Annotated in this window: 23 protein-coding genes, 1 tRNA gene, 1 pseudogene and 1 riboswitch; of the genes and pseudogenes, 15 read left to right on the top strand and 10 right to left on the bottom strand. The window is 54.4% G+C overall.

The genetic code is table 11. The features are described 5' to 3' along the window. Window positions 1-4: 4 nt before the first annotated feature. Window positions 5-640 carry a bifunctional adenosylcobinamide kinase/adenosylcobinamide-phosphate guanylyltransferase gene (gene cobU, locus MNU25_RS11860; protein ID WP_240985266.1) on the top strand — a complete coding sequence of 212 codons (636 nt, stop codon included), beginning with the start codon at window positions 5-7 and terminating at the stop codon, window positions 638-640. Then, window positions 625-1359, top strand: coding sequence for an adenosylcobinamide-GDP ribazoletransferase (cobS, locus tag MNU25_RS11855; protein ID WP_240985265.1), 735 nt, complete (start codon window positions 625-627; stop codon window positions 1357-1359). The genes cobU and cobS overlap by 16 nt, the downstream gene beginning before the upstream one ends. Window positions 1360-1701: 342 nt before the next feature. Here the strand turns inward: cobS and MNU25_RS11850 are convergent, their stop codons facing one another. Together MNU25_RS11850 and MNU25_RS11845 are read right to left on the bottom strand one after the other, a co-directional pair. Continuing rightward, the gene (locus MNU25_RS11850) at window positions 1702-2679 is read right to left on the bottom strand and encodes a TIM44-like domain-containing protein (protein ID WP_240985264.1); all 978 of its coding nucleotides are present in this window, start codon (window positions 2677-2679) and stop codon (window positions 1702-1704) included. 409 nt (window positions 2680-3088) lie between these two features. Continuing rightward, on the bottom strand, window positions 3089-3766 hold the full coding sequence (locus tag MNU25_RS11845; RefSeq protein ID WP_240986818.1) for a PspA/IM30 family protein: 678 nt from the start codon (window positions 3764-3766) through the stop codon (window positions 3089-3091). 609 nt (window positions 3767-4375) lie between these two features. Here MNU25_RS11845 and MNU25_RS11840 point away from each other — a divergent pair. The 3 genes and pseudogenes from MNU25_RS11840 (at window position 4376) to MNU25_RS11830 (ending at window position 8123) form a co-directional block, all read left to right on the top strand. After that, window positions 4376-4723, top strand: a complete 348-nt coding sequence (locus MNU25_RS11840) for a cupin domain-containing protein (RefSeq protein ID WP_240985263.1) — start codon at window positions 4376-4378, stop codon at window positions 4721-4723. Window positions 4724-4840: 117 nt separating this feature from the next. Beyond that, complete coding sequence (locus MNU25_RS11835; protein WP_240985262.1) at window positions 4841-5479, top strand: SGNH/GDSL hydrolase family protein; 639 nt, start codon at window positions 4841-4843, stop codon at window positions 5477-5479. Window positions 5480-5951: 472 nt separating this feature from the next. Next, window positions 5952-8123: pseudogene (locus MNU25_RS11830) on the top strand (thioredoxin domain-containing protein). Between the two features lie 90 nt (window positions 8124-8213). Here the strand turns inward: MNU25_RS11830 and MNU25_RS11825 are convergent. Together MNU25_RS11825 and MNU25_RS11820 are read right to left on the bottom strand one after the other, a co-directional pair. Then, on the bottom strand, window positions 8214-9281 hold the full coding sequence (locus MNU25_RS11825) for an HD-GYP domain-containing protein (RefSeq protein ID WP_240985261.1): 1068 nt from the start codon (window positions 9279-9281) through the stop codon (window positions 8214-8216). Window positions 9282-9543: 262 nt separating this feature from the next. After that, entirely contained in the window at window positions 9544-10116 is a 573-nt protein-coding gene (locus MNU25_RS11820; protein ID WP_240985260.1) for a UbiX family flavin prenyltransferase, read from the bottom strand. Between the two features lie 126 nt (window positions 10117-10242). Between MNU25_RS11820 and MNU25_RS11815 the strand changes: the two genes are divergently transcribed. After that, window positions 10243-11658: a sigma-54 interaction domain-containing protein gene (locus MNU25_RS11815; protein ID WP_240985259.1), complete on the top strand. Its 1416-nt coding sequence runs from the start codon at window positions 10243-10245 to the stop codon at window positions 11656-11658. Window positions 11659-12341: 683 nt separating this feature from the next. Further along, entirely contained in the window at window positions 12342-13586 is a 1245-nt protein-coding gene (gene kamA / locus MNU25_RS11810) for a lysine 2,3-aminomutase (protein WP_240985258.1), read from the top strand. On the opposite strand, the gene MNU25_RS11805 is transcribed toward kamA, so the two are convergent. Then, complete coding sequence (locus MNU25_RS11805) at window positions 13552-14535, bottom strand: DMT family transporter (RefSeq protein ID WP_240985257.1); 984 nt, start codon at window positions 14533-14535, stop codon at window positions 13552-13554. The genes kamA and MNU25_RS11805 overlap by 35 nt on opposite strands. Before the next feature lie 276 nt (window positions 14536-14811). Between MNU25_RS11805 and MNU25_RS11800 the strand changes: the two genes are divergently transcribed. Continuing rightward, window positions 14812-14898, top strand: a tRNA-Leu gene (locus MNU25_RS11800). 145 nt (window positions 14899-15043) lie between these two features. Here MNU25_RS11800 and MNU25_RS11795 read toward each other — a convergent pair. Then, the gene (locus MNU25_RS11795; RefSeq protein WP_240985256.1) at window positions 15044-15244 is read right to left on the bottom strand and encodes an RpnC/YadD family protein; all 201 of its coding nucleotides are present in this window, start codon (window positions 15242-15244) and stop codon (window positions 15044-15046) included. 307 nt (window positions 15245-15551) lie between these two features. Here MNU25_RS11795 and MNU25_RS11790 point away from each other — a divergent pair, with 307 nt between their 5' ends. After that, window positions 15552-15842 carry an IS110 family transposase gene (locus MNU25_RS11790; protein WP_240985255.1) on the top strand — a complete coding sequence of 97 codons (291 nt, stop codon included), beginning with the start codon at window positions 15552-15554 and terminating at the stop codon, window positions 15840-15842. 315 nt (window positions 15843-16157) lie between these two features. On the opposite strand, the gene MNU25_RS11785 is transcribed toward MNU25_RS11790, so the two are convergent. Then, window positions 16158-17336 carry a YgeY family selenium metabolism-linked hydrolase gene (locus tag MNU25_RS11785; protein WP_240985254.1) on the bottom strand — a complete coding sequence of 393 codons (1179 nt, stop codon included), beginning with the start codon at window positions 17334-17336 and terminating at the stop codon, window positions 16158-16160. A 756-nt stretch (window positions 17337-18092) separates the two neighbouring features. Beyond that, window positions 18093-18201, top strand: a riboswitch (TPP riboswitch). 77 nt (window positions 18202-18278) lie between these two features. Between MNU25_RS11785 and MNU25_RS11775 the strand changes: the two genes are divergently transcribed. The 6 genes from MNU25_RS11775 to MNU25_RS11750 all read left to right on the top strand — a co-directional run bounded on the left by MNU25_RS11775 (window position 18279) and on the right by MNU25_RS11750 (window position 22482). Further along, on the top strand, window positions 18279-18575 hold the full coding sequence (locus MNU25_RS11775; protein ID WP_240985252.1) for a thiamine-binding protein: 297 nt from the start codon (window positions 18279-18281) through the stop codon (window positions 18573-18575). Window positions 18576-18578: 3 nt separating this feature from the next. Then, entirely contained in the window at window positions 18579-19364 is a 786-nt protein-coding gene (locus MNU25_RS11770) for an ABC transporter permease (RefSeq protein ID WP_240985251.1), read from the top strand. A 162-nt stretch (window positions 19365-19526) separates the two neighbouring features. Continuing rightward, window positions 19527-20642: an ABC transporter substrate-binding protein gene (locus MNU25_RS11765; protein WP_240985250.1), complete on the top strand. Its 1116-nt coding sequence runs from the start codon at window positions 19527-19529 to the stop codon at window positions 20640-20642. A gap of 3 nt (window positions 20643-20645) precedes the next feature. Further along, window positions 20646-21404, top strand: a complete 759-nt coding sequence (locus MNU25_RS11760; protein ID WP_240985249.1) for an ABC transporter ATP-binding protein — start codon at window positions 20646-20648, stop codon at window positions 21402-21404. A 292-nt stretch (window positions 21405-21696) separates the two neighbouring features. Continuing rightward, window positions 21697-22005 (top strand): hypothetical protein, encoded by a 309-nt coding sequence (locus tag MNU25_RS11755; RefSeq protein ID WP_240985248.1) that lies wholly within the window; start codon window positions 21697-21699, stop codon window positions 22003-22005. Between the two features lie 120 nt (window positions 22006-22125). Further along, window positions 22126-22482: a DsrE family protein gene (locus MNU25_RS11750; RefSeq protein WP_240985247.1), complete on the top strand. Its 357-nt coding sequence runs from the start codon at window positions 22126-22128 to the stop codon at window positions 22480-22482. A gap of 229 nt (window positions 22483-22711) precedes the next feature. On the opposite strand, the gene MNU25_RS11745 is transcribed toward MNU25_RS11750, so the two are convergent. From MNU25_RS11745 to MNU25_RS11735, 3 genes are all read right to left on the bottom strand, one after another. Further along, the gene (locus MNU25_RS11745) at window positions 22712-24166 is read right to left on the bottom strand and encodes an MFS transporter (RefSeq protein ID WP_240985246.1); all 1455 of its coding nucleotides are present in this window, start codon (window positions 24164-24166) and stop codon (window positions 22712-22714) included. Window positions 24167-24544: 378 nt separating this feature from the next. Then, window positions 24545-25084 carry a GNAT family N-acetyltransferase gene (locus MNU25_RS11740; RefSeq protein ID WP_240985245.1) on the bottom strand — a complete coding sequence of 180 codons (540 nt, stop codon included), beginning with the start codon at window positions 25082-25084 and terminating at the stop codon, window positions 24545-24547. Window positions 25085-25402: 318 nt separating this feature from the next. Then, window positions 25403-25624, bottom strand: a complete 222-nt coding sequence (locus MNU25_RS11735; protein WP_240985244.1) for a hypothetical protein — start codon at window positions 25622-25624, stop codon at window positions 25403-25405. Window positions 25625-25767: the final 143 nt, after the last annotated feature.

Raw genomic sequence — 25767 nt, 5'->3', positions numbered from 1 at the left:
TGAGATGTCGCGTTTTATTCTGGTAACCGGGGGGGCCCGCAGCGGCAAAAGCCGCCTGGCTGAGGATTTGGCCGCTCAGGCGGGCTTGCCCGTCACTTACCTGGCCACAGCTCAAATCAGGGACGAAGAAATGGCCCGCCGGGTAGAAAAGCACCGTTCGGCAAGGCCCTCCCACTGGTCCCTCATCGAAGAACCCTACGAACCCGCCCGGGTTTTGGGCACGCTGACAGATACCCGGGAAGCCGTGGTCCTGATGGACTGTGTCACCCTTTGGTTATCCAATCTTCTCCTGCGGCTTTGGCCCGGGGAGGAGGTGAGCGGTCGGGACACCCTGCCTCCGGACTTCCAGGCACGGGCGGAGGCGGAGATCCTGCCGAAAGTCGAGGAACTGGCGGGAGTCGCCCGGGAACTTCCCGCCGGCTTCATCTGTGTAACCAATGAGGTAGGGCAAGGAATTGTTCCCGATCAACCCTTGTCCAGACTCTACCGGGATTTGGCCGGTCAGAGCAACCAGATTCTGGCTCGGGCGGCGGATGAAATCTATCTGGTGGTAGCCGGGTACGCCCTGGAAATCAAGAGGAGCGGGAGAACTTTGCTATCCCGCCCCAATACTGGGAGTAAACTGTGCGCGGACTGCTGATAGCCCTGACTTTCTTAACCCGCCTGCCCCTCCCGGCCCCCCGCAATGTCAGCGCGGCGGAATTCAAACACAGTCAGCACTATTATCCTCTGGTCGGCTTAATCCTCGGCGGCTTCCTTTGGCTGGCCGGGCGCCTTACCGGCCCCTACTATCCTCCCCTGGTTGTGGGAGCGATTCTTCTTGCCCTGGAATTAGCCCTGACCGGGGGAATCCATCTTGACGGTTTTATGGACAGTATGGACGGCCTTCTATCCGCCCGCACCCCGGAACGCAAGTTGGAGATTATGAAAGACAGCCGCGTTGGGGCTCACGCCTCCATCAGCCTGGCGGCTCTCCTCCTTCTCAAGTTCTCCCTGCTGGCCAGCCTCAAACCGGCGGACATGGGAATCCTCCTTTTGATGCCCATGATCTCCCGCTGGGCTTTCCTCATCGGCGTCATCGGCTTTCCCTACGCCCGTAAGGAAGGACTGGGGCAAGGGTTTCATGAAGCTTCACGCTGGCTGGTTTTCGCCGCGGAGGGCCTAATCATCCTGGGCTTCGCCGTTTGGTTTCTCGGTCCGGCGGGGCTGGCGGCCATTTTGGCTGCCTCCGCTTTAGCCGGGTTGTTTTCCTGGCGGGTCTCCGGGCACCTGGGGGGCCTCACCGGTGACATCTATGGGGCCACCATTGAATTGGCCGAAGTTTTTGCCTTGCTTGCCGCTTTTCCCTTCCTGCACTAGCCCGGGGCCGGAGAACCGGGACCGCGGCCGTCCGGAGATTCTCCGGCCTCTCGCGCGGCTCTCTCCCCTCCCCGCTTGCCGCAATCACGGTTTGGACCCGCCTGCCGCAATCCCCCACTGTGCCGGCACCGCCTGCCGCACTGGGACAGCGCCGGAGACAAGAGATGACTCAGGGCCAAATTCCCTGAGTCATCTCTTTTTGCTGTCTCCGTTTTGTTTCTCTGCCCTGCCTCTGCGCTTTGTTTCCGCAACTCATCTCCGTTTTGTCTCCGGGCTTTGTCTCCGGGCTTTGTCTCTCCGCTTTGTCTCTCCGCTGTCTTCCGGGTCTGCTGTCTTCCGGGTCTATTGTTCGTCGCCCCGGGCCAATCTGGCCACTTCCAGGGCATCTTCCTGGTAGATATTCGCGAGAACCCACTTGTCATCTTGCCAGTAAAATTCCCAGAACTCGGTAAAATACAAGCGGTGGGTATCGTCGCCCGAAACCCGGCGTCCCTGGGCGTCAATGGTGTAGTCAATCAGGCTGGCAAAAATCATGGCCATGAAATGCTGGCTGTTTTCGTCCAAATGGCTGTGAACAAATTCTACTTCGTCGGGTTCCAGAATGGGCTCTTTGATCATGTTGCGTTCGCCGCGTCCCCGCATCGCCGCCAGTTTTTCCCGGTAGTCCGCCGTCAACTTCGGGGCCAAGTAACCCTCACCGTCCGAAAGGTCTCCCCGGCTCCAGGCATCCTGCAGCCAGAAGAAGACCTGTCTCACCCGGGCCACCAACAGGGGGCGATCCCAACGGGGAAACGTCTGAGCAAAATACGCCATGTTTTCCCGGGTAAACGAAATCGCTTTCGCAAAACGCTGCAATTCCTCATGGTTGCTGATCGGGCGGCCCGTCAAATCAACCGGCTCAGCCGATTCCTCCCGTCTCAACGGTCTGGGGCCGCGATTGTAAGGATTGCCGTTGCCCCGGTTATAAGGCCGGTTTTGCCGGTTTTGCCAGCCTCCCCCGCCCAAGCGCATCGCTTTGAAAACGAGATAGAGAACTACCAAAAGAAAAATCAGGCTGAAAAGCCCGCCGGAACCGCCTCCGCCAAAGCCGCCCCCCAAGAAAAAGGGCATGAAGTTGAAGCCGCCCATGCCGCCGGAAAACCCGCCGGAGAATCCTCCCCCGGAGAAACCCCCTCCGGAAAATCCACCGCCCCCGAAACTGCCCCCGCCCAAACTTCCGCCCACTCCTCCCCCTCCGCGGGCCAAGGCTAAATTGGCCTGGACCGCCAACAGAGCCAGAGTTGAGCAGATTAGAAGAACTCTTTTCGTCCCTGTCCTCATCTTATCACCTTGCAATTCCCAGATAGGCTGTCAAGCCTTTAACGCTTTTCTAGAATCCCGCTCTTAACCTTCTCTCAACACCGGAAAGTGAACTGCTGTCATTTGCGCCCCGCCGGAAGCCGGGGCTTCTTGGCGAAAACTCAGGCATTAGCTTCCAGTGCCCTTCTTAATAGTACACCGAATGAGGCTGGCTTACTCCTCTTATTTTTTTCCGTATACTTCCTGTGAAGATTCCTGCTGCGGCAACGGATGCAGGCCGTCTGTCCGCATCCTCCGGCAGGAACCGGCCGGGTCCCGTCTGTGTACTTCTTTGACCGGGACCGGCCGGTTTTTCCCTCTTCTTCTTTTACCTCTTGTTTTTTCCCTCGCTCAGAATTTGCTCCCGGCGATTCTCCCTATATTTTCACTATTACTCGTCTTTTTTCAGACTGGCCTTAAGCTGTGCCAACTCATCTTCCACGGCCGCAGCTGTCTTTCCTTTCTCCAAGTCCGCAAATTGATCCTCGACGCTATTGAACTCCACCATAGTCCGAGACGCTTTGGCTTCCGCCTCCATGCGGTCTACGCGGTCCTTCATCCGGTCAATGTCCCCCAGCGGATCGCGGCTCGACAAACCGGAGACCGCCTCGTTTGCCTTCTTCATAGTCTGCGCCCGGCGTTCCCGCATGACCAGATTGTCCCGCTCCATCTTAGCCTTACCCAATTTCTCCGTCAGCAGGCGCAGATTTTCCTGCAAATCGCTGACCGCTTTCTCTTGGTCACTCAGCTGCGCCCGATAGTCGGCCAGACTGTTCTCCGCTTCTTTCTTCAGCGTCAACGCAGTCCGCGCCAGATCGTCCCGGTTCTGTTGCACCGCTAAGGTGGCTTGCTCGCTCCGCTGAGAAATTTCTTTGTTCAGAGCCTGGATTTTCTCCTCAAGTTGGATTTTGTCCGCCACCGCCCGATTGACCTGAATCTGGAAATTGCGCACTTCTTCCGTGGCCCTGTCGACATAAAGGTTGAGCATCTTCTCCGGATCTTCGGCCTTGTTCACGATATCCATAATGTTCGCTTGCAACAGGTCCCTGACTTTGCTGAATACACCCACGGTTAAACGTCCCCTTTCTTTGCTGAACCTTTCATGATACATGATACAATGGAATACCTCTCCTTGGAATACGCTTTCGGAATACGCTTTTCGCCATTTCCGGTGAGTGCGCCTTCCGCGACGCGCTGCGCAAACCTCTCTTCTTCGCTTTAACTACGTTTTGGGAGGACCTTTTGTTGCAGATCTTTTCTTGCGGATTGAGAGCAGATTTGTCGTCGTTACGGAGTGCTCTTTTGCTTATTCCTCCTTTCCCGGCCAAAAGTTGCTCCTTTCGCCTGAAGGATAGGCCTGTGGCTGGAAACCAGAAAAGACCTCACCCTCAGGTAAGGTCTGGCAACCAAAATTCTTGGGGATAGGCCGGGTTGAAATTCAACCGTTCTGACGACCTATCCACGGCACTCCTGCCGCTCGCTACTCCCCTTAACATGCGTTAAGAGCAATATGCATGTTACAAGGAGCATATTAGGTCCAACCCGGACGATTGTCAAGGGGTTGCGGGACGAAAACAGAAAAATAATTAACCTCGGCCATGGTATACGGCTACCGATTGTATACGGTCTCGGATTAGCGTAAACTAGAGCCAAAGTCGAAGATGAGGAGGAATCCGTGATGATCGTCGGACATGAAAGAGATCAATTGGGCACCCGCCTGGATCACGGACAAATGCGAAACGTGGTGAAAAAGGTCCTTGTCTCACCCCGCGAGGGTTGGGAAGGCTGGGTTATGCGCCTGTTTGCTTTGGGAGAAAACGGCTGCTCCCCTCGGCACAGCCATCCCTGGCCCCACATCAACTACATCGTCTCGGGCAAGGGAGTGTTGCATCTGAGCGGCAAGGACTTCAACCTTGAACCGGGTTCTTATGCCTATGTTCCGGCGGGAGAAGTACACCAATTTCTTAACGGCGGTAGCGAAGACTTCCGTTTCCTTTGCATCGTGCCGGAAGAAGGCGATCAGTGAACTCGTACAGGGGAAGTACTCCCACTGACAGAGGCGGGAATCTCACGATTGGATAACGCCGGGCTTTCGGGTCACCAATAGTAGAGGGAAATCATATCCTGTATCGGAAAATAGTGTATGAAAAACTCTGGTGGTGATCTGTCAATGACTCCGCTCTACCTCGCTTTGGGAGACTCCCTGACCGCCGGTTATGGCGTGGGACCCAAGAGGGCCTTCGCCACCGTCTATTACAAAATGCTGTGCAGCCACAACCCCGCCCTTTCGTATGCCAACCTTGGGACAAACGGGCTGACCACGGCGGGTCTCGTCACCATGTTATCCGATCGGGCCATCCAAAGCCAAGTAAGTCGATCTACGCTCATTACTTTGACCATTGGTTCCAATGATCTTCTCACAGAGGCCCAGTCCGCAAATCAGTCGGCACAGAACTCTCCCCTCTTGCCGCTCGGGCGCAACCTGGAGAGACTAGGCTATAGTCTGCGTCGTCTCAACGGCCTGGCCGCTATTAAGATCGCTTCACTCTACAACCCGCTTCCGGGCGGCCCTTACGCACCTTGGAGCGGGCTGGCCGAAGAAGTCTTGCTGGGGGCCAACCGGATTCTCGCCGCCTGGTGCACACAATACCATGCCGTCCTTGTTCCGGTGGATCGCGCTTTCCGCGGCCAAGAACAGCTTCTTCTCGGGCCCGACCATTTTCACCCCAATGTCCTGGGGCACCGGGTCATGGCAGACTTGTTCGCTCATACGAACCTCTGACCTCCTCTTTAACTAGTAAACAGGTGAACATGGTCATGTGCATGAATTTCTTGAGGGAAGCGCTCTCATCCCCCGCATCGAATTCCGAGGTTTTCCCGCGCACGTTCTATAAATTTCTTGGTCATATAATATCGTTCTTCCATATTCTAAAGTGTTGCAACAACATCCCGCAAATGCGTAGTGGAACATTTGCTTGGATATACTAATCGCAGTGAACTCGTTTGGCTTAAGCTGAACATCACGATAGTGTCCTGTGGACACTATCGCCGAACCGCAAGCTTTCAAAGAATACTTGTGCGGTGAGGATGACTATCGCCGTAGGCACAGAGCGTGAAATTAAAATTATGCTTTTGTGCCGAAGCCGTCATTGTCCGGTGGACAATGACGGCCAAAGGCTGAGTCTACCCCCACCGAAGCGGGGACGTGGGACCCGCTCGCAGTTGTAGAAGTGGGAGTCTTACGCCTTGGGCAGATGCCGGAAGGAGGTGTTGCCAATATGACTGTCATGTATAAACCCAATAGATTATCCAAGGAAAAATCACCATATTTGCTTCAGCATGCCAATAATCCTGTTGACTGGTTTCCTTGGGGAAAAGAAGCGTTTGATAAGGCGAAAGCCGAGAACAAACCTATTTTCTTATCTATTGGGTATTCTTAGTTGTGAAGATAATCTTGTTGTCATTGGTGCCACGTCATGGCGCACGAATCTTTTGAAGACGACTCTGTAGCCGGATTGTTAAACTCCCATTTCGTTTCGATCAAGGTCGATCGTGAAGAACGTCCGGATGTCGATCACCAATACATAGAATTCTGCCAAGCCCTTACCGGGTCTGCGGGCTGGCCCCTGACCATTCTCATGACCCCGGAGAGGGAGCCGTTTTTCGCGGGGACTTACTTTCCCAAAACCCAACGCTGGGGCCGGCCCGGACTGATCGAGATCCTGGGACAAATAAGAGACCTGTGGTCAAGCCGGGAAGCGGACCTGAGGACGTCGGCCAGGGAAATCGTGTCCTCCCTGCAAAACCGGCAAAAAGGACCGGCTCACACTGACGCCCTCCCGGTTGAGCACGAGGGCAGGGCCTCCTTGGTACAAAGTAAAACTCGATTGGAATCCGTGGATCAGGATGCCCTTTTCGACCGGACCTTCGCGGCTTTGAGCCGGTCTTTTGACCCGGAGTGGGGTGGTTTCGGGCGTCCACCCAAATTTCCCACTCCCCATACTCTCACTTTCCTTCTCCGCTACGCCCTAACCCACCCCTCAAGCGGCGCCTTGGCCATGGTTGAGAAAACCTTGGACGGGATGGGACAGGGAGGAATCTTTGACCATATCGGCTTGGGTTTTTCCCGTTACAGCACAGATGAGCGCTGGCTCATCCCGCACTTTGAAAAAATGCTCTACGACAACGCCCTGCTGGCGCTCGCTTACACCGAGACATTCCAGGCAAGCCACAGAGATCAGGATAGGCGTAAAGTCGAGGAGATTGTGACCTACGTCCTCAGAACAATGACTTCCCCCGAAGGAGGTTTTTACTCCGCCGAAGACGCCGATTCCGAAGGAAGCGAAGGAAAATTCTACACCTGGTCCCCCGCGGAAATCGCCGCAGTGTTGGGAACCGAGGCGGCGGAGCTGTTTTGTGCCGCTTACGGCATATCGGAAGCAGGGAATTTCGAAGGGAAAAGCGTTCCCAATCTGATTGGCACGGATTTTCAACGGCTGGCCCGGGAGAGAAACCTCACCTCAACCGAACTCGAGCGCCGATTGACCGAATCCAGGCAAAAACTTTTCAGAGCGCGCGAACAGAGGGTTCACCCTCATAAAGACGACAAGATCCTGGCGGGTTGGAACGGGCTCATGATCGCGGCCCTGAGCAAAGCGGCCCGCGTCTTGGATCGGCAAAGCTACCTGGGCGCGGCCGAAAAGGCCCTGGATTTCATCATGAGTCGCCTGCGCCGGCCGGACGGACGGCTCCTGGCCCGCTATCGCGAGGGAGAGTCCGCTTATCCGGCTTACCTTGACGATTACGCTTATATTATCTGGGGCTTGCTGGAGGTCTACACAGCCGCCGGCGAACCGTTCCGCCTTAAAACAGCCATAGAACTTCAGACTGAGCAAGACCGGCTCTTTCGCGATACGCGGGGAGGGGGCTACTTCTTCACCGGTCTCGACGGTGAGGAGCTCCTCTTCCGCTCCCAAGAGCTGTACGACGGTGCCCTGCCTTCCGGCAACTCCGTCTCAGCCCTCAACCTGTTGCGCCTTGCCCGCTTAACCGGCGAGCCCCACTGGGAAGACCAAGCCCAAAAACTGCTGCTTGCCTGGCAGGAAACCGTGAGTTCTCATCCGGAAGGCTGCACGGCCTACCTGCAAGCCTTGCAATTTGCCCGTTACGGCGGCCAAGAGCTGGTCCTCGCCGGTTCCCTGGAAGCTCCCACTCTGGAAGACATGCGCCGGGTATTCTTCCGCGGTTTTCATCCCTTCGCCACCCTCCTCTACCGAGAGGAAAACGTTGACCGAGTCGTCCCTTGGCTCAAGGACTATCCCGTGCCGGATGAAACCACCGCAGCTTACCTTTGCCGGGAGCATGCCTGTCTCGCCCCCGTTGTCCGCGCGCGGGAACTTCTGACCCTGCTCAATGACTCTCCGTGACTGACTCCGCCTGACCTTTCCCCAACAACTCCGCATCACCCTGCCCGAATCGTCTCTCACGGTCGTCCGTGAAGAATTCCGGCACATGATCTAACGGTTATCCACCCCGACGATAACTAAAGACGGGTGCTCCATCAAGTTATAATCAATCGGGACGCTCAAAGGCTCTTCTCCCTGATAGAATATACGCACATAGGGTCGGCCGGGGAAACACGGGTTTTGTTTAATAACATTTCCCCTTTGCCCGTTGTTTAACCTAACTCCGGTACCGCTGGGATAGACCGAGATATGTTTGGCAAAAATACTGAGCATGGCGGGCTCAAAATGAGTCCCCGAATGGGCGATAATGTACTCGTAGGCCTGATAGGGCTCAAGCGCAGACCGGTATATTCTCCGGCTGGTCAAGGCTTCGTAAACGTCGGCTACGGCGGCCAAACGACCGAATTCATGGATTTCCCTGCCTTTCAGGCCCCGTGGATAGCCGGACCCATCCCACTTTTCCTGATGCTCCAGGGCCACGTGAGCGGAAACCACATTAAAGTCCCGGTTGCGCCGCAAAATTTCATACCCATAAACGGTGTGGCGCTTAATTTCGTCGAACTCCTCTTTGGTCAGGGGAGTTTGTTTATTTAGAATCCCCGGCGGTACCTTTGTTTTTCCGACGTCATGCATTAGGATGCCCATACCCAGTTCCAACAGTTTGTTTTTCGAATAGCCCGCGGCAATGCCCAGAATAAGGCCCATCACCGTCGTATTGACCGAATGATGGAAGGTATAATCATCATAGCCCTGGATTTCGGACAAATTAGTGATCACATCCCGGCTGTAGAGTAGGTCGTCAATCATCTCCGCGACTGTTTTCTGCACCGCGTCCAGACCTAATTCACTCTCTCGACCGCATTCGACATTTTTCATGATCGAATGAACCGTCCGGTAAGCCATCTCCCGCGTCCGATTGCTCAAAGCGATATGGACTTCTATATCTTCCAGCCTATCGTCCTTGACGAAAACTACATCGAAGCCAAGTTTTTTTAACCGTTCAATATAAACGGACGTCAGCATAACTTCCGCCCGCAGAAGAACCTGTCCCGCGGCACTCACCACAGGCCTGGCTAACACCGCCCCCTCTTGAACATACCGCGTGCTGACCAATCGCATACGAATACTCCTTCAGACAAAGCTGCTGTCCCTGCCTTATCTTAGTTTTTGATGTCTAAATAACGCCTTTCTGCCTTCCGTGATTGAAGGGGAAAACTGAGTATGCTGACAACTAATCGCTCTTTTCCGGCAATTAATCGCTTTCGTTTTGCCTTATGTCCCTTTTTCGTCATACTTCTTTCGTCACACTTCGCCCAAACCCTGCCCCCGCTCAACCGGTCTCGTAAATTTTCCCTTTGGTCCCATGGCCTATAGACCGAACTTAATCGCGGGGCCCACCCCCGTTCCAGCGGCGGTAGAGAGTATGCTCAATACCCAATTGATCAAGAACTCTTCCCACCACATGATTTACCAAGTCCTCTATTTTTTCCGGACGGTGATAAAAACCCGGTGAAGCCGGCAAGATGGCAGCCCCGGCCCGGGCCAAGCGCAGCATATTTTCCAGCTGGATAATATTGTAGGGCATTTCCCGGGGAACCACGACCAGGGGCCGGCGTTCTTTCAATGTCACCTGAGCGGCCCGCAGGAGCAAACTATCCCCACTCCCCTGAGCCATCGAACCGAGCGTATTCATGGAACAGGGAATGACGACCATCCCATCCGTCCGGAAAGAACCGCTGGCCAGGGGGGAGAACAAATCATCATTCGCCTGCCAATGCACCTTTGCCTCCGCGTGATCCACAGGCATACCGCATTCGTAGGCAAAGACCCGTTCCCCCATGGGAGTGGCGATTCCCTCCACAAGCCAATCTAAGGAGACTAAAGTCCTGAGCAAAGAATAGGCATAGACCGAACCGCTGGCTCCCGTAACGCCAACGACCATGCGTTTTGTCACATCAACCGACCCCTTTTCCCATTCCGGATAAGACAGGTTCCCTGATCCCTATGATACTTTTTCCCGAAGAAGGACTTTTTTTTCTTTTTTCGAATTATATATTAAGTGGCGAAGGAGGCGTAGAACTTGTTTGAACCAGACTTCTGGCGCGAGGGGTTCACCGGGTTGCTTAATCATGTGAACGAAGGAGTCCATATCGCGGATCGCAACGGGATCACGCGTTTTTATAATCGCTCGGCCGCCGCCATTGACGGCATTGAGCAAACAACCGCCTTAGGCAAACATATCTTAGAGATGTTTCCTTCCTTAACCGAGGAAACCAGTACCATTTTACAGGTTTTGCGCACCGGAGAAAAGATCCTGCATCGGGAACAGGAAATCCGCAACCTTTACGGTGTCCCCGTCTATCTGGTCACCACGACAGTCCCCATAAAAGTGAACGGTAAAATCCTGGCTGCCATGGACATCTCGCAAAACCTCACCCAGGTCAAAGCACTGGCCGAAAAAGTAGTCGGCCTGCAAGCTGATTTGAAAGCAAGGAATAAACACACCCGCACCGAACAGGCTGTCTATACCTTTGACAGTATTTACGGAGAACATCCCGCTTTGCTGGACGTTTTGTCGAAAGCGCGCAAGGCCGCTCGCACCAATTCCCCTATCCTCGTCTCGGGTGAAACCGGAACCGGCAAAGAATTGCTCGTGCAGTCCATCCACAACGCCGGTCCGCGCCGTCAAGCCCCCTTCATCAGCCAAAACTGCGCCGCTCTGCCGGCCACTTTGATGGAAAGTATTCTTTTCGGCACCGCCAAGGGCAGCTTCACAGGCGCCGAGAACCGCCCGGGCCTGGTCGAGTTGGCCGACGGCGGCACCTTGTTTTTGGATGAGATTACCTGCTTGGATCGGGAACTCCAGGCCAAGCTCTTGCGTTTTATCCAGGAAGGCAGCGTCCGGCGGCTGGGAGAAACACGGTTGAGGAACGTCAATGTCCGGATCATGGCTTCCACAAATATCGACCCGCTTCAGGCGGTGCGGGAGAACCGCCTGCGCGCGGATCTGTATTACCGCTTAAACGTAGTCAACCTGTCCCTGCCCGCCCTGCGCAACCGTCGCAGCGACATCCCCCTTTTAATCTCCCGCTTGATTTGCGATCTCAATCACAAGTTGGGCTGCCAAATATCCGGCGTCTCACCCGACGTGCATGAAATCTGCCTGCGTTACCCCTGGCCGGGCAACATCCGGGAACTTTATTGCACTTTGGAGGGGGCCATGAACCTGGCCGATAGCGGACAACTCGAAATCAACCATCTGCCACCCTACCTCTTGCAGAAACTCGTCCAAAACCCTCCCGTCAACCTGAAGGATGTGGAGAACTTGCCTCTGCAAGAGGCCCTGAGCAAAGTGGAAGAAACCCTAATCCGCTCCGCCCTTGGCAAATCGGCCTGGAATATCTCCCGAACCGCACGCATTCTGGGCTTGCCCCGGCAAACCCTGCAGTACAAAATCCAATCCCTCCGGATCGAGCGGGACTCGCCCCCGGACTGAAGTAAGCGCGGCTGCAAGGGACGCAATTAGGGAATTCTTTGCCGCACAGTGACGCTTGTGCGGCTCCCCCAAGGTGCCGGCCCTTCCCCTCCGCCGGATTTCCGGCGGCACCCGCCCAAAGACCGGCAATCCATCTCTGCGGTAGGTCTCTGCGACAAGTGCCGCCGCCTGTCGTCTGCGCTAATGTCACAGCGGTTTCAATTTCTCCGTGTGAGCAGCCCGGCCTTGGCACCCCGCCGCTCGTTTCCCTGAGATCACGGAGTTCCGAACTGGCGCCTATGGCCGGCCAGGCTTTGAGCTCTGTCATAGATTTCTGCGTCGATGTATCTTTTTTCGCCGCTCAGCTCTCTTTCGTCCGGCTTCCTTTGCCGCTCAGCCCCCTCTTCGACTCGACCCTCTTTTCGCTCAGCCCGCTTCCTTTCTTAGCCTTTTTCGCCGCTCAGCCCGCTTTTCCGCACAGCTTTCGCTTCCACTCGACGCTCGCTTTCTCTTAGCCTGCTTCGCCGCCGGCTTTCTTTTTCGTTCGGCCTTCTCTTCCCTTCACTTTGCTGCCCCGGCCTGCCGCCTCTGTGCCGTCCTGTGCGTCCCTGCCGCCTCCCCCCGCCCCCTGGCACGACTCTTGCAGGAGTGGTTTCACCACACTGTTACCACGCTACTTCGCAAGTGCTAAGGAGGAAGAGTTCATGAATTCACGGAGTCAGATTCCCCTATGGGCAGACGTTCCCGATGAACTATGGCAGGATTGGCATTGGCAGATGTCCCACCGCATCACTAATGCCGAGGAACTGAACCGAGTCATTCCCCTAACGGAAGCAGAAAGCACAGGCATCACCCGCTGCCTGGAAAGTTTGCGCATGGCCATTACCCCTTATTATAGCACCCTGATCGATCCCCAAGACCAAAACTGCCCCGTCCGCAGGCAGGCCGTCCCCACTTCTCTGGAACTCCATGTCGGAGAGTACGATCTGCGGGACCCCTTGCATGAAGACACTGACTCCCCTGTGGCAGGCCTCACCCACCGCTACCCCGACAGGGTCCTGCTCTTAGTTACCGACCAGTGCTCAACTTACTGCCGGCACTGCACGCGGCGGCGTTTGGCCGGCCAAACCGATGAAGCGCTCCCTCTGGAACAGTTCAAAAAGGCCTTGGACTATATCCGGTCTACCCCGCAAATCCGGGATGTCTTGATCTCGGGGGGCGATCCTTTAACCTTGTCCGACGAGCGTTTGGAGTATATCATTTCCAATCTGCGCGCCATACCCCACGTGGAGATTATCCGCATCGGCACACGCGTTCCCGTGGTCCTGCCGATGCGCATTACCGAAGCCCTGGTCCGGATGCTAGGCAAATATCATCCTCTCTGGATCAACACCCACTTCAACCACCCCAAAGAACTCACACCCGCAGCAACGGCTGCTTTAGCTCGCTTAGCCGATGCCGGCATTCCTTTGGGGAATCAATCCGTCCTCTTGCGCGGGGTTAACGATTGTCCCCACATCATGAAGAAACTGGTACAGGAACTGGTGAAAAATAGGGTCCGGCCTTATTACCTTTACCAGTGCGACCTCTCTCGCGGCATCGAACATTTCCGCACCTCTGTCTCCAAAGGCATCGAAATCATCGAAAGCCTGCGCGGGCACACCAGCGGCTACGCCGTACCCACCTATGTCATAGATGCGCCCGGAGGAGGCGGTAAAATTCCTCTCAGTCCCCAGTACCTCATCTCCATGGGAGCCAATAAAGTGGTTCTCCGCAACTACGAAGGAGTCATAACCGTGTATGATGAACCGAACTACCTGCAGGAAAAATGCACCTGCGAATATTGCCGTGAACAAGAAGAAGGCGTGGGCGTGCTGGAATTGCTAAACCACAAAAACCGGGTACTGGAGCCCGCTAACCTTGACCGTCGCCACCGGCACGCAAACTGACTTCATCTGTCCCCGTTGTTCCGGCCGTCGTGGCAGCCGTGGCACTTCCGGCTGTCCCGGCCGGCGTCTTTTTGCCGCTGCGGATAACCTGGATGCCCGCAAAAATCACCGCCGCCCCGACAATTTGCAGGGGGTGAATCCCTTCCCCCAGCAGGAGGGCGGCCGTCGCCACGGCCACCACCGGAACCAAATACATGTAGGCCATAACCCGATTCGCCCCGACCTTGCCGATGCCATAATACCAGGCCACTAATCCGAAAACCGTAACCGGGCCAATCGAGTAGAACAAAGAAGCCCAGGACTGCCGGGGCACACCCTGCCAAGAGACCCTCAGAAGTCCGGGCAGGCCCGCGGCGAGAAGAAACAAGGCCCCAAAGAAAGAAGAAACTGCGACCGTCTTCAGAGCGGAATACCGCCGCAGCATCTTGTGGGTCAGGACCGGATATAATCCCCACACCCCGGAGGCCACGAGACCGTAAATATCGCCCAGCCAGGCGCCGGAACCCGCCTTCAATTTAGTGGTTCCGAACATGAGCACCAAAACCACCCCGCCCAGAGCCAGCGCACTTCCCCAGCGTCCCCGCGCAGGCAGGGTCTCCTGCCTGGCCACGCCGGCGAAAATTGCCGTAAAAACCGGAGAAGCCGCCAGGAGCAATGAAGCATTAGCCGCGCTGGCGTATTTGACCGCCGCCATAAACACTGTCTGATAGACTGTCGTACCGACCAACCCGATCAGCGCCATTTGCGGCAAATCGCGCAGGCTCACCCGAAGATCCCTTTCCAATAAGTAGAGCATCAACAAAAGCAGTGGGGCCGCCGCCGCAAAGCGCAACAAGGTAAAGTTCAAAGGACTGAAGCCTAACATGCCCCACTTTCCCACAGTATAATTGGCTCCCCAAAAAACCACCACCGAAAAAAGCAATAGCTCCAACGACTTCCCTTTGGCCATTAAGTCTTGATTCCTTCCTTTGCCTCAACCGGTCCTTCGCCGAACCGTTCTTTCTCCTGCAGCCCATTATACCATCTTTTTAAGCCGGAACGACTGCCTTTTTTCAGCCTCACCGGCGCGCAAAGTTGACGACGTTGCGTGGATTTCGTCGTTTTTGCTCCTAATTTGCTTTGCTTTTCCTGATGAGTTATACCATGACATTATCACTGATTAACAACTTTTTCGTCTAAGCATATTGACAATCTGGCGCGGACTGAATATAATAATTGCTGTCACGCGGTCGTGGCGGAACTGGCAGACGCGCTAGATTCAGGTTCTAGTGGGGGCAACTCCATGGAGGTTCAAGTCCTCTCGACCGCACCACCTTCTTTTACGCCTGTACACACGTGGTTCGCAAAGCCGAGGATTAACCTCGGCTTTATTTGTGGTGGCCAATGGATTCAGGCCCTTAGGCAAGCCGCAGTTGGGAAAAAAGGTGCCCCACCCAAATCGGAAACTCGTGCCAGACTCAGATCAGAAACTCAGTTTTCAGCCTCCGCACAGTTTCCAGAGACAGACCCGTTATCTCGGCTACATCTTCTGCTGAAAGTCCCTTCGTCAAGGCGTTTCGGGCCGTCTCCAACCTGCCTTCTTCTCTGCCTTCTGCTCTGCCTTCTGCTCTGCCTTGTTCCCTGCCTTCTTCTCTTAACCATTGTTCGATTTGGGTCATGCGTATAAATCCGCCTTTCTGCGAAAGGCACCGATGGGGTTATGAAACAAAAACCCATCATCCTTTCACTCTTTTTGTGCTATCCTCCTCTTGTAGGTCGCTGGTATACTACAGAACCCGAGGAGGTGAGTGGCGGGGCTGTATAGCGGCAACCCCGTATGTGTATATGGTGTCGGTCATCCGTTAAGGCATCAATGAATGGCGCAAAACAGTAGCCCGTAAACTTATCTCTTCCGAAGTTGACTCGATTTCGCCGGATGACCAGTCCCTGCCATCCCTACAAGTATTTTTGCTGGAGGTACTTCTTTTGTTCAAAATCTTTCGTAAAAACTGCTGTGGACTTGATGTCCACAAAACCTGGATCTATGCCTGCATCGGTATTACTGATACAAATGGCCGTACTGAGTATAAGCAAGCTCGCTTCTCTTCCTTTTCCAAGGGCCTTAGAGAGTTGGCTGATTGGCTTGCGAAATTCTCCTGTATCGAAGTTTGTATGGAATCTGCCGGCAAGTTTTGGATTCCCGTATTCAACATCCTTGAAAAAACCTGTTTTGTGGCGGCTGTTCTGGAAGCTGAGCAGCCGAATTTTGCGCGCTAGAACTCTCAGCTCGCCTTCTTACACACGGCCTGGCACTTGAGCCCGCAAAACACACTACCGACATATCGGAGGCATTGCCGGGCCAGACCCAAGAGCGAATCGGGATCCCGTCCCGTGTGACCGCCAGGCTGATCATAATTTGGGGCAGATCGGGCCGGCTGTCCTTCGCGTGGCCCAGCGCCTATTCCGCCCATCAGGCAGCATGCCCCACAGAGCTGTAACATCTTGAACGGAAAGATCATTGCTGTTTTCTGATTGCGTTGCCCGAATGTTACCCCAGGGAAGAATACCACCTCGTGGAAGAGTGGACAATTTTTAAGATAGGTACCGAGGCAGCAATGTATAGAACTTACACGCATTAACGATATCAGGTACCGGACAATATTCGTTTGTCATATGCGCCATCTTTTCGATACCCGCACCGAATCCAATGGTTGGAATCCCCAGTTTCCCAGCAGAAGCCACTCCGTTCGTAGAGAAATTCCACTTATACATGCTCGGTTCGTGATCAAACAAATCCCGATACGCTGTTACACAACCTTGCGTAAGCTTATGGTCTTTTTCGATTTCCCATGCCGGAAGAAAAGAGTGAAGGTTTACTTTCTCTCCCGCCCAGCTTGTTCCGGCAACATCATGGACTTTCCATGTCGCGTCAAATCCGGCAATGAGCGCATCCATCTCCATGGCCACCGTTTCTTCATTTTCGCCCAGCGTCATTCTACGGTCGAGATAAATGTGACAAGTTTGGGGAATTGCATTGAGTGAGACTGCCTCACTCTCAATTTTTGTCAAGGCGATTGAAGGGCGTTCCCCTTCGAGCTGCATATACCTATTACCTAACGCCTCAACCCGTTCAATGATTTTCGCCATCCCATAGACTGCATTGACACCTTTCTCCGGAGCCGCTCCATGAGCGGAAACTCCCTCCACCGTAATTTTATAGATGGCTCTTCCAAGATGGCCCAAAGAAATCTGCAAATGGGTCGGTTCACAGATGACCACGTAGTCAGGGCTTAGATTGTTGTCCACAATCGCACGATACAGTCCTTCGCCGTCATAATCCTCTTCCATTACCGAGCAGCAGACATAGATGGTTTTCCCTTTATCCAGTCCCAGTTTTTTTATCATTGCACCCGCATAAACTGTCGCAGCGGCGGAACCCTTCATATCCGAGGAACCACGGCCATAGAGCTTTTCGTCGATGATAAGGCCGCCGTAAGGATCCTTTTCCCACGCTTTAGAGTCGTTGACCGCCACATTATCAATATGGGAATCAAACAGCAGCTTTTCGGGACCATTGCCGATTACACCGATTACATTCCCTACTTTGTCAATGATGACCTGGTCATAATTCAGTTTTCGCATTTCGTCCGCGACACGCTTAACAGCTTCCTCTTCATGGCAGGTGGGGCTTTTGATTTTGACCAATTCACTTGCAAACGATATTAGCTGGTCTTGTAATGCGTTTACCGTCTCTGTTACTTGAGCTTTCATGCTTCCTCCTCGAATCTTTTCACCTATTTGCAGTTATTATCGAGTTTAGCAAAGCTGTATTTTTACCCCGACTCCTGCCACTCCATTGTTGGCACTCGCACTGGCTATCCGCAGATTCGGCGGTATACAACGTTTGTTGACAAAGAGCGCTATAGGGGAACCTGTTACAAAGCGGCCAACTGGTCTTACGTGGGGGAAACGCAGGGACGGGGTAAATGGGATCGGCTCAACGAGTACAAACTGCCCGTTAAAAGTATTTACCTCTATCCACTCCATAAGAACTTTCGTCAAATTCTCGCCGGGTCGGACTAAGTCCGGCCCGTTTTGTTGACTTTTAAATGTTCATTGAATGGTTCACTGAACATTTACTACCCGTATTTTACATTATGCAGCAATTCCGGCAAAACATCAATTATTTTAGGTTTCCCACCCGAGTTTTTTCTTCCCGGTCAATATTAAAAAAGCTTGCAACATCCTCTTTGACTCAACCGCAATGCTCGGAGGCTATCCACAGTGACGGCTCACCTATTTTTCTTCACCGGCTTTTTTACCAGCTTCGCCCTTAGCCCGTCGCAGATCCGTGGGCGTAACGCGCTCCGGGACTTTCAAGGACTATGCTCTTTTGAATGAGGAACGGGCGGAAATAATGGAGGCGATCCAAACGAGGGGGTGTATATATGAGAGACGGAAAAAGCAAAAAAACAAAGGAACGCTTGAAGAAATTCGGCATCTGTGCTACCTTAAAGGAAGATCAATGGAATATTGAACGGGAGCCCAAGGAATTGGGCTGAGAGGGTGGTTAACGTTACCGCCGACCGAACCTGATCTGGGTAATGCCAGCGGAGGGAAGACTTGGCTAAAAAGTGACACCGTTCATATTCTGTGAGCGGTGTCTTCTTTTTTCTCAAGAACAAATAAACATGTCAAGGAGAGTGACCAACTATGAGCAACAAGATCATGATGGCTTTTCAAGTGCTGCCCAAGGTGGAGGATGAGCGGCTGTTCGAAGTCGTGGACGAGGCAATCGCCGTCGTAGCGGCCAGCGGAGTGAACTATGAGGTCGGTCCGATGGAAACGACGATGGAAGGAGAGCCGGACCAACTATGGGCTATCATTCGTCAAGCCCAAGACGCCTGCGTCAAAGCCGGAGCTTCCCGGGTTCTGACTTATATCAAGATGGATTACAACCCCGGCCTGACGACGATTGACGAAAAAATCCATAAGTACCGGGCGAAATAGTTGATGCCGGCACACTTTGAGAAAAGACGCCGCAAGAAATGGCAGACTAGCATCCCTCCGCTAATCTTCGTTCTCGCCTGTTTGGCCGTCTGGCAGGTGAGTGTGGACTACTTAAAAGTACCGCTTTGGCTCCTGCCCTCGCCCGTTGCTGTAACCAAAGCACTGTGGCGCACCCGCGCCTTGCTCTGGACAAATACCCTGACCACTGTCTGGGAAACCACGACCGGATTCATCCTTTCCGTAGCCCTCGCTCTGGCGGCAGGCCTCGCTATGGTCCTTTCACCGCTGCTCAAGCGTTTGTTTTACCCTCTGCTCATCATTTCCCAGACGGTCCCCTTGATAGCGGTGGCTCCCCTCCTGATCCTCTGGCTCGGGTATGGTCTGCTGCCCAAAATTGTGACCGTCGTCCTGGTCTGTTTTTTCCCTGTCACCATCAGCCTGATTGAGGGGCTGGAAGTAAGTGACCCTGACCTGCTCAATCTTCTCAAAAGCATGGGGGCGACGCCTTGGCAAATCCTTTATACCGTGCGTTGGCCCAACGCCCTGCCCTCTCTCTTTGCCGGGCTCAAGATAGCCGCAACATACAGCGTGATGGGAGCGGTCATAGGGGAATGGCTTGGGGCCAGCTCCGGTCTGGGCGTTTATTTAACCCTCTCCTCACACTCTTTCCTGACGGCTCAGGTATTTGCCGCCATCTTCGCGATCACGGTTCTAAGCCTCATCTATTTCATCCTGATTGCCGGTATCAGGCATTTTGCCTTGCCCTGGCTGAACACAAAAGAAAACTGATGGCCATGAAAAGCTTTTCGCAAAGCAAACTTGGCAGGCGAGGCAATCGTTCAAAGAGCGAACAACCAAACTCGGGCCGGCGCGAGTTTCTGTCCGAGCGAGAGATGGCTTTCTTCATACTTTCTTACTTATCGAATAAAAACCAGTAGGGAGGCAAACGACATGGCAAGTTCCATAAAACAAAAGCGTACCCCGAATCAAGCACAGAAGCGCGGGGTATCTTACTCCGGGGAGGGACACCAACGATCCCGGGCCAGGGCCATCCTAAGTTCGGCTCTGGTGCTCAGCCTGAGCATTTTGTTCTTGCTGAGCGGCTGCGGCACAGGCACCCAAGGGCAGACCGCAGGCACCCAAACGAAAGCTGCCACGCCGAAGGACAACGTCACAGTCATGCTGGACTGGACGCCCAACACGAACCATACCGGACTCTATGTGGCAGCGGACAAAGGATATTTCACTCGGGAAGGGCTGGCTGTGCACATCGTCCCCCCTGCCAGCCAAGGCACGGTGGAACAATTGGTAGCGACAGGCAAGGCCGACTTTGGCATCAGCGCCCAAGAGCAGGTGACCTACGCCCGTGAACAAGGCTTGCCTTTGGTCTCCATCGCCACCATCATCCAACACAATACCTCCGGTTTTGCTTCTTTGGCCAGCAAAAACCTGCGTACGGCCAAAGACTTTGAAGGCAAAACCTACGGCGGCTGGGGACTTCCGTCAGAGGCCGCGACGATCAAGGCCTTAATGGCCAAAGGTCACGCGGATTTCAGCAAGGTCAAAATGATTAATATCGGCGACGCCGACCCCATCGCCAGCCTGACCAAAGGGGATATCGATTTCACCTGGATCTTTTACGGTTGGGAAGGCATTCAGGCCCAACTGGCCGGAATACCTCTGAACATGATCTGGGTAAAGGACATTAACCCGGCTTTGGACGACTACACCCCCATTATTGTTACGAACGAAAACATGATTCAGAAAAAACCGGATGTGGTCCGCCGTTTTATGAAAGCCGTCAGTGAAGGGTATGATTATGCCATTAAAAACCCGGCTCAGGCAGCCGACATCCTGATTAAATATGCTCCGGAAACAAACCCCGAGCTCATCAGAAAGAGCCAGGCCTGGTTGAGCCCCCGCTACCAGGCGGACGCTTCCCAGTGGGGCCTGCAGAAGGCATCCGTTTGGCACAACTACGCTCAGTGGATGTATGACAACAAACTCCTGGGCAAAATGATCGATACCAACAAGGCATTTACAAACGCTTTTCTACCCCAAGGCTGAGCCATGACTTTACTTTTGCGCGATTTATCCCTCACTTACCGGGACAATGGTTCAGCGGAAGTTAAAGTCCTGGAAGATATCTGCCTGGAGGTCCCGACAGGCTCCTTCATCTCTATCATCGGCCCGTCAGGTTGTGGCAAAAGCTCGTTGTGCAACCTGATCGCCGGTGTGCAGGAGCCGAACCGGGGAGAGATTCTGCTCGACGGCCGCTCTATTCTCGGCCTGGCCGGGCAGGTGGGCTACATGCCCCAAAAAGACCTCCTTCTCCCTTGGCGGACTTTACTGGACAATGTGGCTTTGGGCTGTGACATTCGACGGGAAAACAAACGTGAATCCAGAGAGAAGGCACGGCTTTGGCTTGAGCGCTTCGGCCTGGGCTCTTTTGCCGGGCACTATCCCCAACAACTTTCAGGCGGAATGCGCCAGAGAGGAGCACTCTTGCGCACCTTTCTCTTCGGCCGGACCACACTGATTCTGGACGAGCCTTTCGGCGCGCTTGATGCCTTGACTCGCCGTGACATGCAACAGTGGCTTCTGGACGTATGGAGTCAAAGCGATCCCACCGTTGTTTTCATCACTCACGATATTGAGGAAGCGATCCTCTTGTCTGACCAAATTGTCGTCTTCAGCCAAAGGCCCGCCCGTATTCTGAATAAGATCATCCTGCCGTTTTCCCGGCCGCGGGATCCCGACCTCCTACTTTCGCCTGAGGCCCTGGCGGTGAAACGGCAGCTCTTGGGCTTGCTGCGGGGCCATTCTTGACCAAAAAAGCCCTCTTTCCTGCAACCGCAGTGGGGGAGGGCTTCGCTCATATTTTCAATATTCGTTCTTCATGCTGCGTGCGTTCTTCACTCTGCGCCCATTTCCTCCCATGGTTCAGTCGCTTTGCCTCGCCCCGGCGACCGGGTTCATCGTCTTTTCCTATGGTCGCGAACATCTTTTTCGTCGTCAGAAAGGGAGGTTTTTTTCTGCGCCTGTCGAACATAATAAAAGTCGGACATGATTAGCAAACGTAACTTGTCAAATTGCAGCACAAAACTTGGAGGGAAATATCATGAGGACGCAAATAGAACGGGCTATCGTTGACCGCGGGGGCAAACCCGTAGCTGTCGTTTCCGTTCATTCCTTCGTATTCCAAAGCGCCAATGACGCGACTAACATCATCAAGGCTTTACTCCCGTCTTTTGACGGAATTCCGGTGGTTCTCATGACCCTCAACGGCAAAGGAGAACCCGGTTATTTCGGCCGGCCGGACCTTGTCAGCTTTCTGGAAACCATCCCCGTTAAAGAAATGGCCTGGGAGCCGCTGAGCGTCGATGTGGACCTGTTAAAGCCCCAATCATTTCAAGACACTGAGGTTTAAGTCCCGATAGGACAACACCGAACTGTAAGCCCCCGGTAAAACGACGCCCAGCTGTAAGCCCTGGTAAAACGACGTCGGATTTTATACCCGGCGAATTGCTTGACGAAGGGAGATATTATCTTGGCAAAATTCCTGTTTGTGCTGAGCAGGGGTCTTGAGGATCCCACACGTGCGACCCGGACTTTTCAACTCGCCAAAGTGGCCAAAGAGCAAGGCCACGAAGTCAACATCTTCCTGTTAGACGATGCGGTTGCTTATGCCATGACCGGGCTGGCCGGCAGCGTCATGGCACCGACCGGGGACACTGCCCGTCAATACCTGGACTATTTGACCGCGCAGAAGGTTCCGTTCTTCGTCTGTACCCCCTGTGCCCGAACCCGGCAGCTGAACGAAGCCCAGTTCATCGAGGGAGCAGGGCTATCTACGGCAGCCCATCTGATTGACTTGGCCGCCGAATCCAAAGTGTTCACCTTCTAAACCAAGCATTGGGCGCGACGACAAGGAGGCGCAGCCAATTCAGATGTTACTCGTCAAACCCGGATCCGGCCGAATATCCGCAAGCTTACAGCCCTCCTCCCAACAGGGAGAAGGGCTTTTCTTTTCAGACACCCGGCTTTAATGTGACGCCAAGCCTGGGCCCCACGCTAGGGATGGGAGCACCCGGATGGTCCGCTGCCCGCCAAAGCGTCAGCGGGGATAGGATAGTTCATAATGCCTGCTTGGCAGCCTTATCATAGCGGCCAAAAACGACTTGGAAAATCGCGGCGTTGACGAGCTGCAAAGTAGCGGTCAAATAGAGAGGCAAAGAGAGAAAACCCATGTCAAAAAGATAGCCGGTAATACCCGGACCGATGGACGAAGGCAGTCTCATCGAAAGGGCGTTAATGCTGGTTGCCAAACCGCGCCTCCGGTCTCTGGTCAGGCTGGCACTCAACGCGAAGCGGTTTCCGGTCGTTCCCCGGTTAATGGCGTTGCGAATGACAAAGATGACAGAAGCCAGGGCGAAATTCGGCATCCAGGGCAAGGTAAGCATGAGGATAGACCCGAGGACACGCATCCAGGTTACAGACTTTACCACCCCAACCCGCTGGGCCAAGAACCCGTTCATGACGGAAGAGATACCTGTCAGCAGGTAACCTACGGACAGGGTCATGCCGATAGCGGCCGGGCTTACGCCGTAGCGGATGTTGAACCAATAAGCCATCATAGGCCCGGTCAGGCCAATAGCGAGGCCGTTCAAGGCGTTGACCAGGGCCAACTTCAGCATGGAGGCGTTCTCCTGTTTTCTGACGGCCTTTTCTCTTTCCCCGACCCCAATTACTTCCTCCGCCTCCTCCGGAGGTGCTGCTCCGGCTGTAACCAAGACTTTCTCGTTGCTTCTGTCCGCCTCAGCCTTAAACTCTCTTTCGCCTTCACGGATACGGGGAACCCGTGCTGCCGCTGCGACCCCCGCAGCCCCGGCCGCCGCACCCGTCCCGGGAATCCCCGCTATCGTTGCCGCCCCGGGACCCGCGGCGGCGGGAACTGCGCCGGAAACCGCACGATCGGCAGGAACCGGGAAATCGCCGCTGTCCTCCCGCATGCCTAACAGAATCAGCATGCAGATGACGGATACCACCCCCACCATGAGAAAAACGGGGCGATAGGCCGTCAAAGGATCCTTACCCGGGAACAACGCGGGAATTCCCCCGATCACCGCACCTACAGCCATGCCGATGAACCCCACGGCGTTATTCAAACTGAAGATCAAGCCGCGCTGGGCAGGATTGATCAACCTGGCCAGCCAGGCCTGTTCCGCCGGTGAAAAAGGCCCGGCCGCACCGCTTTGACCCCGGCCGAAACCCGCAACAACGATGGCTAGGACCAAGACGAGCGCGTGGGTTGTTATGCTGGCCGCCACTGCCGCCGTGATCGTAAGAAATTCGTAAATCAGCAAAAAAGGCTTTCGCCCTTTTCGATCACTGAGAATCCCCACCATGAGGATAAGCGCTGCCCCCGCCAGGCCGGCGGCCGAGGTCACACCCCCGATCGCGGCGCCGCTCCAATTCAGAGCTTTCAAGTATAGCGTAAGATCCACCACCATGGCCCCTTGGCCCAGACTCCGTAAACCACGAATTAACACCAAACGTTTTGCCGCGCTTTTCAGCTCAATTTTCGCCAAAATATTCTTCTCTTCCTTTACCATCCCGGCCAGCCTGTGGCCAAATCGAATTCAACCGGCGGTCAGCCGGCAAAGAACCCTGACCTCCGCCCGCACGGCGTCGGTAACTCTTTCATATTTTAACGCTATTTCCCGTCGGAGTAAATATCGCAGTCTAAACTTTCGTGGTCTACGGTTACCCGGCCCGTGTCTGCGGCTTCTTGGCTTTTTATACCCTTTGACTCAGGCGATAATAATGCGCCGGAAATAGCAGTGATTTGCCGGCAGCCCGAAAAGCAATTCTCAGAGAACAGCTATGGGTTTCCAACCATGTCCACGACGGGGACATAGCCCTCTGTGATGTCCTTTGACACATAAGTGATGATTCGCTGCCCGGCGTTAATTTGCCCTGGCAGGTGCAAGCTCCAGCTCCATAATATAACGGTCATGTCCCGGGCCGTACTCATCCCTCCTATACTGAACCAGACGAAAGCCCAGTTTGTCACGATAAAGCCGGATCGCGGGTTCGTTCTCGGTATCCACCGTCAGGCTGACGCGCTTGAAGCCTTGGTCTTTCAGATTTTCGCAAATACTGTGCAGAAAATGATACCCCAGCCCTTGCCCTTGCAGTTCCTCGGCAATCGCGTACTCGAACAGATAGGCTTTGTCGACATCGTCCCAGTCCCGCATGAGAATGGCAACCCCGCTGATCGTCTTCTTGCCCTCTTCCTTCAGCACGAAGACATTGCCATGCCGGATTTGGGGCACCAAGCTCCACTCCCTGGTCCCCGATTCCCCAAAAATATTCGAACTAAAATCCACCATCCTTTTCAGAAGTTCAAGATTGAAACCCTCTACCGCATAGATTTTGAGAACATTAACTTCTCCCCCGGGATTCTCCACTGCTTTTTTCGGCATATCCTTCACTTCTTCAAGCATAAACTTCACTTCCTCGCGCTTTCTTGTGAAACCTTTTTTAGGGCTTTCTTTTCAGTATGTACCGCGGAAACACGATCCATTCCGGGACAGAGCCGTTTCGGAAGGCCACACCATACACTTAATCACGCAGTCGTGAAGGCTGAGCCCACACTCATACCACGGAGGATCAGCGCGAACCTCTGCCGCTCCCGGACCCACCTCTTCGCTGCCGCGCCAATCCTGCGATCCGAATTGACCTTCGCCACGCGGGGAAACCGCTCCCGCCTTCCGGCAGCCCATGAAAGCGGGAGTCCGGCGCCCAAGACCTGCGCGCCTCCTTCAGGACTTAAACTGGGCCCTCAGCTTTTCCAAGGTTCGTTGCAGGTCTTCCTTCATGTGGTTGATTTGGACACCAAGATTAACGAAGTCCAGGGCTCCCACGACGGCCCCGCAATCGGCACACTGCACGAATAGAACCGCCCGGGTCGTGCCCTCTAAAGCACGGGCGTGCACCACTTCGAAATGTGAGCCGCCACAAACGCTGCATTTTGACTCCGCCACAACAGACACCCCTTGTGTATCCTATGCTCGGCGGCACCTTGAAGGTCCCCCGGACCGGGCACGAGTTGCGGAATGTCCCGTACGGCAGGCAGGAAAAAAAGAGCCCTCGTTAGGCTCTCTGATTTACGGTCAACCGGCATTTT

The organism is Acididesulfobacillus acetoxydans, assembly GCF_902729405.1.
In the GTDB taxonomy this organism is placed as follows: domain Bacteria; phylum Bacillota; class Desulfitobacteriia; order Desulfitobacteriales; family Desulfitobacteriaceae; genus Acididesulfobacillus; species Acididesulfobacillus acetoxydans.
This window is presented reverse-complemented; position numbering and strand designations above follow the sequence as displayed.